11 protein-coding genes are annotated in these 12975 nt (G+C 70.4%); 7 read left to right on the top strand and 4 right to left on the bottom strand.

The features are described 5' to 3' along the window. Positions 1–19: 19 nt before the first annotated feature. Both SAOR_RS16565 and SAOR_RS16560 read right to left on the bottom strand, forming a co-directional pair. Positions 20–1828 (bottom strand): tetratricopeptide repeat-containing sulfotransferase family protein, encoded by a 1809-nt coding sequence (locus tag SAOR_RS16565; protein ID WP_123632390.1) that lies wholly within the window; start codon positions 1826–1828, stop codon positions 20–22. A gap of 111 nt (positions 1829–1939) precedes the next feature. Beyond that, positions 1940–3340 (bottom strand): DcaP family trimeric outer membrane transporter, encoded by a 1401-nt coding sequence (locus SAOR_RS16560; RefSeq protein WP_123632389.1) that lies wholly within the window; start codon positions 3338–3340, stop codon positions 1940–1942. 244 nt (positions 3341–3584) lie between these two features. Here SAOR_RS16560 and SAOR_RS16555 point away from each other — a divergent pair, with 244 nt between their 5' ends. Then, a complete protein-coding gene (locus SAOR_RS16555; RefSeq protein ID WP_123591963.1) occupies positions 3585–4481 on the top strand; it encodes a 5'-nucleotidase in 897 nt (298 codons plus the stop codon). A gap of 295 nt (positions 4482–4776) precedes the next feature. On the opposite strand, the gene SAOR_RS16550 is transcribed toward SAOR_RS16555, so the two are convergent. Continuing rightward, the gene (locus tag SAOR_RS16550; protein ID WP_185015747.1) at positions 4777–5355 is read right to left on the bottom strand and encodes a hypothetical protein; all 579 of its coding nucleotides are present in this window, start codon (positions 5353–5355) and stop codon (positions 4777–4779) included. A 66-nt stretch (positions 5356–5421) separates the two neighbouring features. Here SAOR_RS16550 and SAOR_RS16545 point away from each other — a divergent pair, with 66 nt between their 5' ends. The 6 genes from SAOR_RS16545 (at position 5422) to SAOR_RS16520 (ending at position 11136) form a co-directional block, all read left to right on the top strand. Further along, on the top strand, positions 5422–6261 hold the full coding sequence (locus SAOR_RS16545; RefSeq protein WP_123632388.1) for a M90 family metallopeptidase: 840 nt from the start codon (positions 5422–5424) through the stop codon (positions 6259–6261). 1017 nt (positions 6262–7278) lie between these two features. Beyond that, positions 7279–7980 carry a histidine phosphatase family protein gene (locus SAOR_RS16540; RefSeq protein ID WP_123632387.1) on the top strand — a complete coding sequence of 234 codons (702 nt, stop codon included), beginning with the start codon at positions 7279–7281 and terminating at the stop codon, positions 7978–7980. A 2-nt stretch (positions 7981–7982) separates the two neighbouring features. Next, positions 7983–8699, top strand: coding sequence for a TetR/AcrR family transcriptional regulator (locus tag SAOR_RS16535; protein WP_123632386.1), 717 nt, complete (start codon positions 7983–7985; stop codon positions 8697–8699). 13 nt (positions 8700–8712) lie between these two features. Further along, complete coding sequence (locus SAOR_RS16530) at positions 8713–9780, top strand: phosphotransferase family protein (protein ID WP_123591968.1); 1068 nt, start codon at positions 8713–8715, stop codon at positions 9778–9780. A 34-nt stretch (positions 9781–9814) separates the two neighbouring features. Beyond that, positions 9815–10432, top strand: coding sequence for a glutathione S-transferase family protein (locus tag SAOR_RS16525; RefSeq protein ID WP_123632385.1), 618 nt, complete (start codon positions 9815–9817; stop codon positions 10430–10432). Positions 10433–10461: 29 nt separating this feature from the next. Further along, positions 10462–11136 carry an HAD family hydrolase gene (locus SAOR_RS16520; protein WP_123632384.1) on the top strand — a complete coding sequence of 225 codons (675 nt, stop codon included), beginning with the start codon at positions 10462–10464 and terminating at the stop codon, positions 11134–11136. Between the two features lie 785 nt (positions 11137–11921). On the opposite strand, the gene mtnA is transcribed toward SAOR_RS16520, so the two are convergent. After that, positions 11922–12974: an S-methyl-5-thioribose-1-phosphate isomerase gene (gene mtnA / locus SAOR_RS16515; protein ID WP_123632383.1), complete on the bottom strand. Its 1053-nt coding sequence runs from the start codon at positions 12972–12974 to the stop codon at positions 11922–11924. Between the last annotated feature and the right edge of the window lies 1 nt (position 12975).

Below are 12975 nucleotides of genomic sequence, written 5' to 3'. Positions count from 1 at the left end.
CCCTGTGGTGTGGATGGCTTCAGCGCGCCAGCGCCTCGCGCAGCGTCCCCAGCCAGGGCGCGTACGCGCGCCAGCGCGCCACCGATGAGCCGTATACGGGTTGGCGGACCTGCCAGACGCTGGCCGTGCGCACCTCGCGTTCGCTGCGGTGGAAATCCAGGCAGCGATCGTCCCAGGGCAGGCCGGCGCAGTCGATCAGCCGCCGGATACCGGCCTCGCCCTCGGCGACCAGGGTCTCGTAATCCACGGTGTGCAGCGTCAACGGCAGGGCCTGCCGCCAGTGCGCCATCAGCCGCTCGTGCTCGCGATACACGTGGCCGAGATGCGTCAGATCGTAGGCGAACCGCAGGCCGCGGCTGAAGATCTGGAAATAGCAGGACAGGCAGTTGTCCAGCGCGTCGCGCCGGCAGTAGATCACGCGGGCGTTCGGAAACAGCAGCGCGATCAGTCCCAGCCAGAGCATGTTGAAGGGCATCTTGTCCGTCACCCGGGCCGCCGCCGGCGCGCGCGCGTCGAGCGCGCCCAGATAGCGCTCGGCCAGCGCCCCCGCGCCGGCGGCGTCGATATCGGCCAGGCATTCGGGATAGCGTCGGCGCGTGCCCAGCCGCGCGGGCAGCTCCCGGACCATGCGGCGGATATCGTCCAGTTCACCGGCGCCGTGGGCCTGTGGATGGCTGGCGATGATCTGCTCGACCAGGCTGGTGCCCGAGCGCGGCATGCCGACGATGAAGACCGGCCGTTCGCTGGGATCGCCGAGGTGGGCGCGTTCGGCGAAGAACGTCGGGCTGCACGTGGCGATGATGCGGTCGACGCGGTCGCTGAACGTGGCCGGATCGAAGGGTGCGGCCGCGGCGTGCAGGCGATTGCCGGCCCGGAAATGGTCGAACGCCTGCGCATGCTCGCGTCGCCGGTCGTGCAGCTGACCGAGGGCGAAGTGCATGTGCATGCCCGCGGTCGGCTCGGTATTCTCGGCCTCGACCCGCGCGCCGAGCGCGGCCTCGCGCTCGGCGGGCAGCCGGTAGCCGCGGTCGGCAACCAGCGCGGCATAAACCCAACCCAGCCCGGGGTCGATATCGAGGGCGCGCTCGAACCAGCGGCGCGATTCCTCAAACTCACCCTGACTCTGGAGCACGCCGCCGAGCGCGGCACAGGCGGCGGCGTCCCCGGGCGCCGCGGCGATCTGCGCACGATGGATCGCCGCCGCCTCCACGTAGGCGCCGATGGCGGCATACGCCGCCCCCAGACGCCGTCGGGTGGCCGCGGCCGAGCCGGCCGCCGCCCGCCAGCGCTCGAGCTCGGCGCGCGCCGCGCCGGGCTCGCCGCGCTCGTGACAGAGCATCGCGATGCGTTCGTGGGCGTCGTCGTGGCCAGGCGCGGCCTCGGCCACCGCGCGATAGACCGCGAGCGCCTCGTCGGATTCGCCCACCGCGGCCAGGGTGTCGGCGAGATCGATGCCGGTGGCATGACGCTGCGGATCCAGCGCCCGGGCGCGTCGATAGGCCGGAACGGCCTCCGCATCGCGCCCGACCGCGCGGAGGATCTCCGCCAGCGTGTGATGCACCACCGGATTGCGGGGCTGCTGTTCGGCGGCGCGCCGCAGCAGTGCGATGGCGTCTTCCGGCCGTCGCTGCTGATGCGCGAGCACGGCGCGCAGACGCAGGGCCTCGCCGTAACCGGCATCGCGACGCCGCAGACGGCGGTAGCAGCGCTCCGCGGCCTCGAGTCGGCCCGCGCGGTGCAGCGCCATGCCTTCGGCGAGCGGATCACCGCCCTCGGGGGTGGCGGCCGCCCGGCGGCGACGGGTTCGGGAAGAGCCTTTGCGCGTCATGCCGCTACTCTACAGACGCCTGCCGCGACCGGTCAGTGCCGTCCACGAAAAAAGCCCCGGCGAACCGGGGCTTTTTCGTGACGCGGTCGCGCCGCGACGGTCGACTGCGATCTAGAAGTTGTAGATCGCCGAGGCCTGGATATTGTCGGCGTCGGCGTCGACGCCGTTCTGCCGCTCGTAGTCCACGTGGTTGTACTCGATACCGACGGTGAACGGATCCACCGGCGTGTACAGCAGGTTGATCGCCAGCGACGAAGACTCATCATGGAGAGCATCGGTGTCGAAGGAAGCGTCATCCGGATCCTCGGAATAAGCCTTGCCGTAGACCAGATTGGTGGTCCACTTCTCGGCCAACTCCTGAGAAATCGTACCGATGAAGCCCCAGCGGCTGAGTGCTTCAACGTCACCGTCATTAGTGACGTAGCCGTCGGTGCCACCAGCCGGCGCGTAGATGTACTTGCCGATTCCCTCACCCCCAGAAACGGTGCCCATGAGGGTAGTGCCGGTCGGCAGACTCCAGCTCGCGCCCGCGTCCAAGCCCCAGCCAAAGGCACGGTCTTCGTCGCCCTGACCATCGCTCGCCGTGGTCACGTCACCCTGCAGCATGCGGGCAATACCGGCAATCTGGAAGTTGAAGCTGTCGCTGACCGCATTCTTATAGCGGAACGCGAAGTCCGGTACCGGCTCGTCGGTATCGTCGATGCCGGTGTAGGGACTGGCCGTTGTGCCATCCGGGCCATCAAAGCCGTCGCCTTCCGGCGTTTCGAGAGCAACGTCCAAACTCTGGTTCTCGGGAAGCTCAAACGTATAGCGAAGAACCGCCTGACGCTCGAACAACTGGGCCTGCGGGCCGTAGAAGTTGAGCATCGTGCCGTAGTTGAAGTCCGAGAAGGTGGACCAGTCGCGGCCGACCAGCCAGTTGCCCAATGTCAGATAAGCTCGGCGCACACGCGGGGCCGGGCCACCGTCGAAGCCGGCATCATAAGGTTGCCCGTAGAAATCCATCTCGATGTAGCTTCCGACATCGCCGATGGCGGTAGGCGTGGTGGTCGACAGCTTCAGACGCGTCTGTTTGACGGTCGCGCCAAGATGCGGATCTCCGGGGCTATCGGTGCCTTCGTCACGGAGCGTGAGGTTGGCGTCGGACGGTCCGAGCGTAGCGCCGTGGTCGTCCTCGAAGCCGTACACGGCGTCGGCCTTGATGTAACCGGTCAGCTCGATGGTGGTGTTGCCCACCTTGAAGCCGGATACGTCGTCATCGGACGCGGACGTCTCCGCGGCGGCCTGTTCGGCCTGTTTCGCGCGCCGTTCGGTGCGCTGCTGCTGGGCCTGCAGGTCGTTGAAACGGCCCTGCAGCTCCTGGATCTGCTGACGCAGCTCCTGCATCTGCTGCTGCTGACTCTGCGCCGCGGCCGGCATGGCCGAGAACAAAAGCGGTACGGCGATGGTCGTACCCAGTACGCCGCGGACGGCTGCGCCCACACGCGTGGTGCGCTTCGGTGTCGTGCTCATGATTTTCTCCCTGTGATAAACCCCCCAAATCGTGCCCCAAACACGATCCGGTTCAGAGCACTGTAACCCATTCTTCACGCGCGTGCCACGCCCCTGAATCAAAGATTTCCGAAAAAATCCTGCACAAATATGTCGCACAAATCATGCACATACACGGGGCAGACATGAACTCGCGGGCCATGGCCGGGGCCCAGTCCCGGTCCACTCATAGGCGCGGCGTCCCGGCGACGCTACACTGGCGGCCGTGAATCAGCCCAAGCAGAAACTCGTCATCGGGATCTCGTCGCGGGCGCTGTTCGACCTCGAGGACAGCCATCGCGTGTTCGAGGAGCACGGCCGCGAGGCCTACTGCGACTACCAGATGGCGCACGAGGAGGACGTGCTCGCGCCGGGGGTGGCCTTCGACCTGGTACGCAAGCTGCTCGCGCTCAACGACGCCGAGCACGAGCGCGTGGAGGTGATCCTGCTGTCGCGCAACAGTGCCGATACGGGCCTGCGGGTGTTCAACTCCATCGCCCACCACGCCCTGCCGATCACACGAGCGGCGTTCACCAGTGGCAGTTCCCCGTATCGCTACGTGGGCGCCTTCGGGGCCGATCTGTTCCTGTCCGCGGATCCGGACGACGTGCGCGCGGCGCTGAATGCCGGCTGCGCCGCGGCGACCATCGGTCCGGGCCAGTCGCTCGACCGGGGCGAGGGCGCGCTCCGGATCGCCTTCGACGGGGATGCGGTGCTGTTCTCGGACGACGCCGAACGCATCTTCAAGGAGCAGGGGCTGGCGGCGTTCACGGCCAGCGAGGCCAGCGCCGCCGACGAACCGCTGCCCGGCGGGCCGTTCAAGGCGTTCCTGGAAGCGCTCACCCGGATCCAGGGCGAGTTCGATCCAGCCGACTGCCCCATCCGCACCGCGCTGGTGACCTCGCGCAGCGCCCCCGCGCACGAGCGCGTCATCCGCACGCTACGCGCCTGGCACATCCGGATCGACGAGGCGCTGTTTCTCGGCGGCATGAGCAAGGAACGCTTCCTGGAGGCCTTCGGCGCCGACATCTTCTTCGACGACCAGGCCAGCCACATCGGCCGGGCCGCGGGCCGGGTCGCCGCCGGCCACGTGCCCCACGGCGTGGCCAACGAGCCGTCCTAGAGTCTGTTGAGGTTTCGTCCGCGTCCGCGCCAAGCGCAGCTTTTCGGCGAGACGAGGCGTAGTGCGCGCCGTGCAGTCACGCTGCACCAGCGTGCTGCAACGCTGGATTGCGGCCTCTTGTTAATTCCATCGGCGCGTGTCCCGAAGGGTTGGGTTGGGCCGCCCATTCGATAACGATGCGCGTCCGGCGGCGTTGCAAGCCGGGGTCGTGGCACGCCCAGAGCCGGCGGCCCGCGCCTTGCCAGCCACGGCTTGCGGCCTCCAACGCGGCGTGCTTACGGCACGTCAACAGGCTCTAACCGAGATCGCGCTCGGCGAGATAGGTGCGGAAATCGTCGTTGAGCGCCGCGACGATGTCGTCGGTCGCGGTGACCACCATCAGCTTGCGGGTGTTGAGCAGAGTCGGATAGTCGATCACGAGCAGACACTGGGCGAAGCGCGAATCCGCCTGGCCGACCTGCGCCGCGGTCAGTGCCCAGAGCCCGGCGGTCTGGGCCGGCAGTTCGACGAAGTTGCGCTCGATCAGGCCGGCCTTCTCCTCGCTCATGGTCACGCCGTTGCGACGACGCGCGATGATGTCGTTGGGCCGGCGCGGCGATATCACGTCGCCGGTGTCGCCGAGATAGGTCAGGCTGATGTGGTTGTCGTCGGTGGTGATCAGGCGCACGTCCCGCACGGTCACACGCACATCGGTGCCGTTGGCGCAGATGACGTGCACGCGATCCTCGTCGGGGTCGCTGCGTGAAGGCCGGATGAGCTGCCGCAGTTTGTGCTCCAGGCTGCGGTTGCGCAGCACGTAGAACAGATACACGAGCCCCGACCAGATGACGAAGGACGTCACGGTTCCGAAAATGCTCTGTACGATCGACAGCAACGACATGATCCAGCCCGACCCGCTCGTGCGTGACGCCCTCCACCATCCTAGTCCCCGGCCACCGGCATGAACGCGGGCGGCGCGATCCTGGTCATCGCCGGGGCGCTGGCGATTGCTGCGCTGATTATGGCCTATCCGCACCTGCGGCGCCGCTGGCGGGCGCCGGCGGATCTGGATGCGCGGGAGCGCGACGCCCTCGTCGCGGCGCTGCCGTGGCGCGACCTGCTGGATGCGGATCAGCGCGAGCGACTGCTCGAGCACAGCGCGCGCCTGCTGGCCGAGGTGTCGTTCATCGGCTGCAACGGCCTCACCGTGACCCGCGGAATGGAACGGGTGATCGCCGGCCAGGCGAGCCTGCTCTGTCTGGGCGCCGAGCCCGGCGACTTCGTCCTGCCGCGGGAGATTCTCGTCTATCCGGACGCCTTCTACATCCCGCAGGACGACCCGGACGAGCACGGCCTGGTGGACGATCTGCCCATGCTCGCCTCCGGCGAGGCCTGGGCCGGCGGCCGCGTGATCCTCTCATGGCGCGACATCGAGGAAGCCCTGGCCGGCGCCGATCACAACGTGGTCCTGCACGAGTTCGCGCACCTGCTGGACTTCGCCGCCCCCGAAGCGGAGGGCGCACCGCCGATGCACGACTTCGCCGGCTGGTCGGGCGCCTTCGGCGACGCCTTCGAGCGGCTGCGCGCCGAGGGCTCGCCGGTGATCGACGTCTACGGCGCCGAGAACCCCACCGAGTTCTTCGCCGTAGCCGTCGAGGCCTTCTTCCAGCGCGGCGGCGCACTCGCGGCCGCGCATCCCCGGCTCCACGCCGTGATGGTGGCCTATTTCGACATCGACACCGCCGCCCGGGCGCCCGACTTCGGTCCGCCAACCGGCGCCGGCGCGGAAGACAGCACGTGAGCGCACGCCTCATCCGAGGCGCAACCCGAAGCGAGAAGCCGCGGCACCCACGGCGGCCGGCGTAGCGACGTAGATGGCGATCACGCCGGGCGAACCGTGCGCCTGCCCGCCACGGGCCGCGGCCCGGTGTCTCGCCGCGTACGGTTCGAGCGAACGGGCACGGCATGCCGCCGGACGGGCCGCGGTCTTGTCGGCACGCGAGGCGAACGCAGCCGCTCGAGGCACGCCGATCGCAACATCGGCCTGATGCGGGGTGAGGACGCCATACCGGGCCAGCTCACGCACGCAGGGCATCGACACCGCCGCGACCCGTCACAGCCCCGGTATCAGCCGATACCGCGAGCCGTCACGACCGAACCCGTGCCGATATTCGCTCCCGGCGCGGTAAAGTGCTTTCCGCTCGTCTCCGCACCGGACACGCCGGCGTCATGCAGCGACGCAACGCCCAGCCGCCGCTCGGCCACGGCCGTGAATCGGCCGGGCCGAGCGGGGCGGCCTCGGCCCACGGATGCGGCCGACGGCATCGTGAACCTTCCGCGCGACGTGCCGGTTCCACCGCCGTCAGTGTCTTTGTGAGCGCCCGTCCAGGCGTGCCGCGCGAGCGCCGCCTGGGGCGGTCGCCCGTACCCACGGGCCACCGCCCCAGGCCGCCATGAGCCAACGCCGGAGTGGCAGGTTTGACGAGGCGATCACGGATTCAAGCACCCAAAGCGGCGGCCGCAGCGCGGTACGATTCCGAAATGCCGCGGCCGAGCACGCGCCCGGCCGACTCGCGGCCCGTACCGGTGACACACCCACCGGACGTTTGAACGAACTGAAACGCCGGGTACCGCTAGCCCGACTCCGCCTGAAGCCGCGGCCACTGTCGGTGCGGTCGTGCACCAGGGCGGCGTCCGGGCCGCGCCCGACCGACTCGCCGTCATCGCCCGCTCGGTATGGCCTCACGGCGAGGCCATACCATCGAACGAACGTCCGTTTTTCGTTGACCGCGGCCGGCGGCCTGCCTATAGTCGCCCGATGTCCGAGTTGCTGCTCATCCGCCACGGCCAGGCCCGCTTCGGCACCGACGACTACGACCGGCTGTCGGAGACCGGACAACGCCAGGCGCGGCTGGTCGGCCGACAGCTGGCCGAACGCGGCCTGCACGTCGACGCCGCGCTGACGGGCGGCATGCAGCGTCAACGCCACACCGCCGAGCTGGCCTTGGCCCACTGGGACTCCGCACCGACCCTGACGACTGACCCCGGGTTCGCGGAATACGACGCCGAAGCGCTGTTCACGGCCTATCTGCCCGGCGTGCTCGAGGCCGATGCCGGGCTCGCGGCCCGGCGCGACGAGATCACCCGCGATCGGCGGCTGTTCCAGAAGACCTTCGAGGCCGTGACCCGGGCCTGGATCGCCGATGCGCCGCGGGCCGAGGCGGTGGGCGAGCGCTGGGACGCGTTCCGGGCCCGCGTGCAGGCCGCCCTGGATCGGCTCCACCGCGAGCAGCCGCGGGACGCCCGCGTCGCGGTGTTCACCTCCGGGGGCCCGATCGCGGTGGCCGTGGCCGCGGCGACCGACGCCGGCCCCGCCCGCACGCTCGAGCTCAACTGGTCGGTCCACAACGGTGCTGTCAGCAGCCTGCGTTCGACCCGCGCCGGGTGGCGTCTGACCGGCTTCAACGACATATCCGCCCAGCACGCCGCGGGCGATCCCGCGCTGGTCACCTTTCGCTGACCATGACCGCCGACGCCGCGTCCGAGCCCGTGCCTTCGCTGCGCCGCTTCGCGCAGCGCCACGAACTGACCACGACCGCGCTGTGCGCACAGATCGTGGCCGGCGGCGAGCACTCGATCAGTGTGCGCAAACCCGCGGTGGCGGCCGACAATCTCGCGCGTATCGTCGGCGCCATGCTGCGCCTGGCCAATCGCAGCGGCTTCGCGGGCATGACGCTGCGCGAGCTGGCCACCGCCAGCGGCCTGTCGCTGGGCGGGCTCTACGCCTACATCCGCAGCAAGGACGAGCTGGCCCAGATCGTCCAGCGCCAGATCGGGCGTACGCTGCACCGCGTGCTCGACGACACCCTGGCCGAGGTCGCCGGCCCCCGCGAGCGGCTGGCGGCGGCGGTGCGCGCCCATATCTACGTGACCGAGGCGCTGCGCGACTGGTTCTTCTTTCTCTACATGGAGGCCCACCATCTGGCCGCGCCGCGCCGCCGCGAGGCGATGGCCATGGAGCGCGCCTCCGAGACCGTGCTCGCCGACATCATCCGCGCCGGCCAGGCGGCCGGCCACTATCGCGCGCTGGCGCCCGAACCCGCGGCCGGGCTGATCAAGGCCATGCTGCAGGACTGGTATCTCAAGCGCCGCAAGCACGGCGACCGCGGTCTGGACGTCGACGCCTACGCGGCGATGGTGATCGCCGCCGCCGAGGCCCACCTGACCGCCGAACCATGAGAGGCTCGCAACCATGACCGATATCGACTCCGCGACCGACGTCCGCGAAGGCGAAGCGCTCGACGCCGCCGCGCTGACCGCCTACTGCCGCGAGCACGCCCCCGAACTCGTCCCGGCCGCCGGCGACATCGAGGTGCGCCAGTTCCCGGGCGGCGCCTCGAACCTGACCTATCTGCTGGTGGTCGACGGCGCCGAGTACGTGCTGCGCCGGCCGCCGTTCGGCAGCAACGTGGCCTCCGCCCACGACATGGGGCGGGAATACGGCGTGCTCAGCCGCCTGCATGCGGTCTTCGACCCGGCGCCGCGGCCGATCCTGCACTGCACCGACGAATCCGTGATCGGCGCCGAGTTCTACATCATGGCCCGGCTGCGGGGCGTGATCCTGCGCCGCGACCTGCCCGCCGACGTCGAACTCTCGAAAGCCGGGGCCGCGCGCCTGTGCGAGCAGCTGCTCGACGTGCAGGCCGCGCTGCACACCACCGACGTGGATGCCGCCGGCATGGCCGACTTCGGCCGCCCCGAGGGCTACATCGAGCGCCAGATCGGCGGCTGGAACAAGCGCTATCGCAACGCCCGCACCGACGACGTGGCCGACTGCGAGACGATCATGGACTGGCTCGACGCGCGCATGCCCGACGTACAGCGGCGCGCGATCATCCACAACGACTACAAGCTCGACAACGTGGTCTTCGACGCGGACCTGACCCGGATCGTGGGCGTGCTCGACTGGGAGATGGCCACCGTCGGCGACCCGGTGATGGACTTCGGCTGCTCCATGGCCTACTGGGTGCAGGCCGACGATCCGCAGCCGCTGATCGACATCCGCATGGGCCCGACCCAGCTGCCCGGCATGCTCACCCGCGACGAGATGCTCGCCCGCTATCGCGAGAAGACCGGCTTCGCCATCGACGACTGGCCCTTCTACCGCGTGTTCGGCCTGTTCCGGCTGGCGGCCATCCTCCAGCAGATCTACAAGCGCTACGTGGAGGGCAAGACGCAGGACGAGCGCTTCGCCGGCTTCGGGCAGGCGGTCAACGTGCTCGCCGCGCAGTGCGAACGCGAGATCCGCGCCGCGGCCTGAACGCGGCGACGACCCACCCACCAGGAGACCCGACATGAAGCTCTACGACACCCAGCAGGCCCCGAATCCGCGCCGGGCGCGCATGTTCATGGCCGAAAAGGGCATCGACCTCGACAGTATCGAGATGGTGCAGCTCGATCTCGCCGCCGGCGACAATCTCGGCGACGACTACCGGCGCCGCAATCCCATGGGAACGGTGCCCACGCTGGAGCTGGACGACGGCCTGTGCCTCGGCGATTCCATGGCGATCAGTCGCTATTTCGAGGAACTCCACCCCGAACCGCCGCTGCTCGGCCGCGACGCCCGCGACCGGGCCGTGGTCGAGATGTGGAACCGGCGCATGGAGCTTAACCTGCTGTTCCCGGTCGCCATGGCATTCCGCAACATCACCGGCCACTTCAAGGACCGCGAACGCTGCTCGGCCGAGTTCGGCGAGATCAGCTTCGAGCGCGCCACGGCCATGTTCGACTTCATGGACCGCCACCTCGCCCAGCACAGCCATGTCGCCGGCGAGGCCTTCACCGTGGCCGACATCACCGCCGTCTGCGCCGTGGACTTCGCGCGGGTGATCAAGCTGCGCATCGGCGACGAGCGGCCGCATCTCGCGCGCTGGCACGCGGCCGTGTCCGAGCGCCCCAGCGCCCGCGCCTGAAGCCCCGTGAGCCCGCCCGGAACGCGCCGATGAACCCGGAAAACACCAGCCCCGACGTGGTGGCCATCGTCACCGATCTCGTCGGTACCACGGTCGACGCCACCACCGCCGCCGACGACCTGCCCCGCTACGTCCGGGCGCATCCGGACGATCCGGCGGTCGTCGCCTGTCTCGACGCCCTGCGCGAACAGGCCGGCGAACCCGAGGCCGACGTCGAGCGCGTGCTGGCCGAGCTCGCCGCGCAGCTGCCGGCCGCCGACCCGGACGCCCCGACCGTCGGCTCGAATCGCGTGGCCGACCCCGACATCGCCGCCCGCATCCACGCCGACGCCGCGGCGGGGCTTCAGGCCTGGGCCGACGATCACCGGGCGCTGTTCGTCTATGCCGCGGTGCCGGCCCCGGTGCAGCGGCTGATGCTCGCCTGCAGCGACCGCGGCGATCTCGGCGACCTGTTCGGCGGCCACTTCGACACCCGCATGGGCGGGACCACGCACCAGGCCAGCTACCGGGCGATCGCCGAGGCGCTGGGCGAACGGCCGGCCGCCCTGCTGTTCCTGTCCAGCCGCGGCGATGCGCTGGACGCCGCCGCGGCCGCCGGCTGGCAAACCTGCTGGATCGCCCGCGACGACGCCGCCGCGGAACGGGCCGAACGCCGCGAGACCCACCCCTGGGTGCCCGGTTTCGACGCCATCGAACTGCTCTGAGACCCGCCGCACCGGGGCACCGCCGCCCCTGCGGCCGGTGGCGGACGTAGCCTACGGCCTGCCGGACGGCCGTCGCACGCCAGGGCCTGTTGACGTTTCGTACGCGCCGCGTTGGAGACCGCACATCGTGTCCGCCAAGGCGCGAGCCGCCGGCTCTGGGCGTACCACGGCCCAGGCTCACAACGCCGCCGAGCGCGCACCCTTGTTCAATGGGCGGCCCAATCCTTCGGGACAGGCGCCCATGACATTCACAAGATGCGGCAATCCGGCGTTTCAGCACGCTGGTGCAGCGTGACTGCACGGGGCCGCACTACGCCTCGTATTGCGGGATAAAAGCGCTGGGCGCGGACTCCTGCGAGACATCAACAGCCCCTAGACCGCAGCGATCACCGAGTCGAGCGGACGACACCCCGTCCGCGCTGCAGCCGAGTGCAGCGACCGCACGGCCCCGCGCAGTTCCGGCCTGATCGCCATCGCGGCACACCTCCGGGCGGCGAGGCGACCTTGCCCCGGTACGCCCCGACGCACACCGTCGTCGAAGATCACCCTAGTGGTCGGCCCACGACACGGCCGCGGGACCTTACCGGGCGTGGACTCGAACTCGAACCGCATTCAATGGCCGCCGGAAACCGCTCCGGTCACGCCGCGACGGCCCGCCGACGCGCGCACGACGCGGCACCACGGCCCGGCATTCGCGTCATCCGGGCCACGATCGTTCGCAGGCGCCGGGCCCGCGCTGATCCGTCGCCGCCGCGGGCCGATCGGAGCACCGGTCTCCGCGGCGCTCAGCCCGGCGCAGCGGCCGGCAGGCCCGCCCCGCCGTGGGTCAGAGCGCCGGCGGCGACAGCCGCCGCATCGAATACGCCCGTATCCAGCACCCAGTGGTCGACCAGCGCCGCCGGGGTGACGTCGAAGGCCGGGTTGTCGACCGGCGCGTCGGCGGGCGCCCAGCACAGTTCACCGGCGGCGCCCGTCACGCCGCGCACCTCGGCGGCGGCGCGCTGTTCGATCGGGATCGCGGTGCCGGTCGCGCAGGCCGGATCCAGCGTGGTGTGCGGCGCGGCGACCGCGAACGGCACGCCGTGGTGGCGGGCGAGCACCGCCAGGCCGTAGGTGCCGATCTTGTTGGCGACATCACCGTTCGCGGCGATCCGATCGGCGCCGACGATCACCCGGTCCACGCGCCCCGCGGCCATCAGCCCGGCGGCCATGCTGTCGGTGATCAGGAGGTACGGCACGCCCAGCTCACCGAGCTCCCAGGCCGTCAGGCGCGCGCCCTGCAGCAGCGGCCGGGTCTCGTCGACCCATACCGAAACGCCCTTGTCCTGTTCGTGCGCGCGCCGGATGACGCCCAGGGCGGTGCCGATGCCGGCCGTGGCCAGACCGCCGGTGTTGCAGTGGGTGAGAATGCGCTCCCCGGCGCCGATCAGGGCCGCGCCGTGGGCGGCCAGGGCGTCGCAGAGCGCGCGGTCGCCGTCGTGCAGCGCCTCGGCGCTCGCGATCACGGCCGCGCGCCAGTCCGGAGCGGCGAGTGCGTCGGCCAGCGCGTCCATGGCGTGCATCAGGTTGACCGCGGTCGGCCGGGCGCGGCGCAGCCGGGCGACGGCCTCGGCGAGAGCATCGCGATCGTCGCCGCGCTCGGCCCGCACGGCCACCAGCAGCGCCGCCGCGATCGCGATCATCGGCGCGCCGCGGGTGCGCAGCGCGTGGATGGCCTCGACCAGCGCATCGACGTCGTCGATCGCCAGCCAGCGCTGCTCCTGCGGCAGCCGCGACTGGTCCAGCAGGTACAGGCGGTCGGCCTCGACGCGCAGCGCCATCCCCGAACGATCCCGCATG

Origin of the sequence: Salinisphaera orenii subsp. orenii MK-B5, from assembly GCF_003788635.1 — a bacterium.
GTDB classification, from domain to species: domain Bacteria; phylum Pseudomonadota; class Gammaproteobacteria; order Nevskiales; family Salinisphaeraceae; genus Salinisphaera; species Salinisphaera orenii.
The sequence above is the reverse complement of the archived record's forward strand: the minus strand, read 5'-3'. Positions and strand labels throughout refer to the sequence as shown.

Excerpts from the sequence above, each read along its gene's own strand:
- SAOR_RS16520 (WP_123632384.1), top strand. The coding sequence starts at position 10,462 with ATGAACCCGGAAAACACCAGCCCCGACGTGGTGGCCATCGTCACCGAT.
- SAOR_RS16545 (WP_123632388.1), top strand. The coding sequence starts at position 5,422 with ATGAACGCGGGCGGCGCGATCCTGGTCATCGCCGGGGCGCTGGCGATT.
- mtnA (WP_123632383.1), bottom strand. The coding sequence starts at position 12,974 with ATGCGGGATCGTTCGGGGATGGCGCTGCGCGTCGAGGCCGACCGCCTG.
- SAOR_RS16530 (WP_123591968.1), top strand. The coding sequence starts at position 8,713 with ATGACCGATATCGACTCCGCGACCGACGTCCGCGAAGGCGAAGCGCTC.
- SAOR_RS16525 (WP_123632385.1), top strand. The coding sequence starts at position 9,815 with ATGAAGCTCTACGACACCCAGCAGGCCCCGAATCCGCGCCGGGCGCGC.
- SAOR_RS16560 (WP_123632389.1), bottom strand. The coding sequence starts at position 3,340 with ATGAGCACGACACCGAAGCGCACCACGCGTGTGGGCGCAGCCGTCCGC.
- SAOR_RS16535 (WP_123632386.1), top strand. The coding sequence starts at position 7,983 with ATGACCGCCGACGCCGCGTCCGAGCCCGTGCCTTCGCTGCGCCGCTTC.
- SAOR_RS16565 (WP_123632390.1), bottom strand. The coding sequence starts at position 1,828 with ATGACGCGCAAAGGCTCTTCCCGAACCCGTCGCCGCCGGGCGGCCGCC.
- SAOR_RS16540 (WP_123632387.1), top strand. The coding sequence starts at position 7,279 with ATGTCCGAGTTGCTGCTCATCCGCCACGGCCAGGCCCGCTTCGGCACC.